This window comes from Pseudonocardia sp. (genome assembly GCF_025965585.1).
Classification (GTDB): domain Bacteria; phylum Actinomycetota; class Actinomycetes; order Mycobacteriales; family Pseudonocardiaceae; genus Pseudonocardia.
Map to the genome: position 1 here is coordinate 1 of NZ_JAOPWR010000507.1, position 3,344 is coordinate 3,344.

The 3,344-nt window shown below is 74.5% G+C and carries 2 protein-coding genes; both read right to left on the reverse strand.

Features of this window, described 5'->3' with window-relative positions; genetic code table 11:
- Nucleotides 1–1,789 (reverse strand): TPM domain-containing protein (locus JWR81_RS30865; RefSeq protein WP_297660991.1); only part of this gene is annotated, 1,789 nt, incomplete at its 3' end.
- Between the two features lie 176 nt (nucleotides 1,790–1,965).
- Nucleotides 1,966–3,243, reverse strand: a complete 1,278-nt coding sequence (locus JWR81_RS30870) for a multidrug effflux MFS transporter (protein WP_297660993.1) — start codon at nucleotides 3,241–3,243, stop codon at nucleotides 1,966–1,968.
- Nucleotides 3,244–3,344: the final 101 nt, after the last annotated feature.

Sequence of the window (3,344 nt, forward strand, 5' to 3'; positions counted from 1 at the left end):
GCGAGACGTCGTTCTGGGCCACCTGCAGCGCCTGCCGGGCGAGGCCGTCGGCGGCCTGGGCCTCCCCGAGCGCGATGGTGGGGTCGCCGCCCGCCTGCGCCTGCGCCAGGTGGCGCTGGGCCTCGGCGAGCCGGGTGCGGGCCTCGGTGCCGACGGCACCCCGGCGCGTGGCGATGAAGTCGTCCGCCGCGGAGACGGCCGAGCGCGCGGTGAGCAGCGTCTGCTCCAGCGCGGCGCGCGCGCGGGTGTTCCGGGCCTGCGCGTCGCGCGCCTCGGCGAGGCCGCGATCGAGCGCCTTGTCGGCCTCGTCGACGAGCCGGAGCGCGGCCAGCGGGTCGGGAGGGGTGGCCCGCTCGGCCTCGGCGGCGGAGACGAGCGCGGCCTCGGCGCGGGCGATGAGCGCGGCGAGCCCGCCGGCGTCACCCGAGGACAGCAGGGTGCGGGCCTCGGCGAGGTCCTGCTCGGTCTCGGCGCGGGCGGCGGCGATCTTCTCCGTCGCGGCCACGAGCTCGCCCTCCAGCCGCCCGATGCCGTCGAGCAGCGTGCCGGCCTGCGTGATCGCGTCCTCCGCCGCGCGCCCGGACATGACGGCGGCGCTGCGGCCGGCGTTCGGCTCCTCCGGCGTGGGCACGGCCTCGGCCAGCTCGTCACGGGCGGCCTGCACCTCGTCCGCGGCGACGGTGAGCAGCTTGCGGGCCTGGTCGAGGTTGCCGGCCACGGGCTCCAGCGCGGCGGCGGCGTAGCGGGTGCGCAGGGCGGCGCCGGCGGCGTCCACCTGCGGTACGCGCGCGTTCGCTGCGTCCAGGCGCGTGGCCAGCCCGGCGAGGTACTCCGGAGCGGTGGCCTCGAGGTTCCGGAGCTGGTCGAACGCGGCGGCCTGGGCGTCGAGTCGCTGATCGGCGGCCGTGCAGGAGCGGATGATCTCGGCGAGCATCGCGCGCTTCGTCGGCTCGTCCTCGGGGATGTCGTCGTCGAGCTGCTGGCGCAGCGTGAACCCGTGCAGCATCTCGGCGCGGGACTGCTCCAGCGCCGCCGCGAACCCGGCCACCGCCTCGTCGCCGAAGTGGGCGCGGGCGGCGGCCAGCTCCTGCTCGGACGTGCGCACGGCGTCGTCGACGTCGATGAGGGCCTGGCTGCCCTGGTAGGACAGGTCCCCGGTTGACACACCGGAGAACTCGTCGGGCGCTGGAACGGTGGCGTCGGCCGGAGCGGGGACGGCGGCCTTCTCCCGGTCCTTGCGCCGTCTGCGGAGCAGGTACGCCCCGCCGCCGACGATCACCACACCGCCGAGGACGAGCACGCCCGTGCCCACGCCGCCGCTGCCGGACCCGCCGCCGCCCCGGATGCCGTCCGCGAGCCCGACGGCGGCGCCGGCCCAGTCACCCGCCGAGAGACGCGGCTCGACGTCGTTCGCAGCGATCGAGTCGGTGACCGACTGTGACAGGGAGAAGTCCTGGTCGTAGGACACATGGTAGGCGCGGTCGTCGGTGGCCACCGCGAGCAGCACGTCCTGGCGTCCGAGCTGGGAGAGCCGTGCGGTGTCGTTCGCCCAGTCCTCCGGCTGCGCGGCGTCGAACGAGGAGACGTAGACGACGAAGAGATCGATGCCCTTCTCCTGCTTCAGGCGGTTCACCGCGGCGGTGACCTCGGCCTTCGCCGCCGGGGTAAGCACCCCGGCGCGGTCGGTGACGCGGTCGGCGAGCCGGGACGGCGGCTCGGCCAGCGCGACGCCCGCGCCCGAGAGCAGCAGCACCACCAGCACCGCGACGAGGGTGGACAACCTGCGCACGACGACCTCCGCGTGTCGGGGCTCCGCCTGGGGACAGGAGTGGGCCCATCATGTCTGGTGGTCCACGGACCGGCGATCGGCACCGGTCGATCCGGTACGAACGGACACGATGGCGACAGGGCCGCCGTCGACCTCCGGCCGCTCCCCTCGCCCGCGCGGCCTCCGCGGCACAGGCGTCAGTGGACGGCGGCCACCACGGGGGCGTCGATGTCCTCGAGCTGCCACGGCCGGACGACCGCGACGAGCACCACGAGCGCCAGGAACAGTCCGCCCGCCACGACCGTGCCCATCGCGACGGCGTTGTTACCGAGGATGCCGACCATGGGCGAGATGACCGCGCCGATGCCGAACTGGACGGCGCCGAGCAGGGCCGCCGCCGTGCCCGCCGCCTCGCCGTGCCGCGCGAGGGCGAGCGCCGGGGCGTTGGGCAGCGCGAGGCCGACGCAGAACAACACGGCCCACATCGGCACGATGACTCCGATGATCCCGCCCACCCCGGTGACGGCCAGCGTGACCAGCACGAGGCCGGCGACGGTGCCACCGCTGACGGCGGCGAGCAGGAGGACCCGCGGCTCGAACGCGCGCAGCAGGTAGGCGTTGAGCTGGGTGGCGGCGATCAACCAGACCGCACCCGCGCCGAACACCAGCCCGAACTCCTGCTGGTTGAGCCCGTACTCCTCCTGGAACACGAACGACGAGCCGGCGACGTAGCCGAACAGGCCGGCCATCGCGAGCCCGGCGACCAGTACGAGCCCGACGAACGTGCGGTCGCGAAGCAGGCCGCCGTAGGTGCGCAGGGTCTCCAGGACGCCCGCGCTGCGCCTGCGGTCGGCCGGCAGCGTCTCGCGCAACGTCCACGCCGTCAGCGGGATGATCACGAGGCCGTAGCCGGCGAGGCAGGCGAACACGCCCCGCCAGGACGTGAAGCGCAGCAGCTCGCCACCGAGCGTCGGGGCGATGACCGGCGCCACGCCCATCACGAGGATCAGCCGGGAGAGCAGGGTGGCGGCCGCGCGGCCGCTGTACAGGTCGCGCACGACGGCCAGCGCGATCACGGCGCCCGCCGCGGCGCCGACGCCCTGCAGCACGCGCAGCGCGCCGAGCACGGTCACGTTCGGCGCGATGATGATCGCCGCCGAGGCCAGGACGTGGAGGCCCGTGCCGATGAGCAGAGGGCGGCGGCGGCCCAGCGCGTCCGACAGCGGGCCGATCACCAACTGGCCCAGCGCGAGGCCGACCAGCGTGCCGGTGAGCGTCAGCTGGATCGTGGACGAGGTGGTCATGAGTTCTGCCGTGATCGTCGGCAGCGAGGGGAGGTACATGTCGATCGTCAGCGGGCCGAGGGCGATGAGGCCGCCCAGCACGATGATCAGGGTGAGGCGCTGCCCCCGACCCTGGGGTGCCCCGCTCGATGGCGCGGTCTTGATGCCGACCTTGTCGGAAGCCGTGGTCACCTGATCGTCAAGACATGGTCAACGGCGCGGTGTTCCCGTTCCCGATCGGGTGTGACCTGCGCCACTCAGTCGAGCAGCTCGGCGTACGCGGGGCAGTAGGC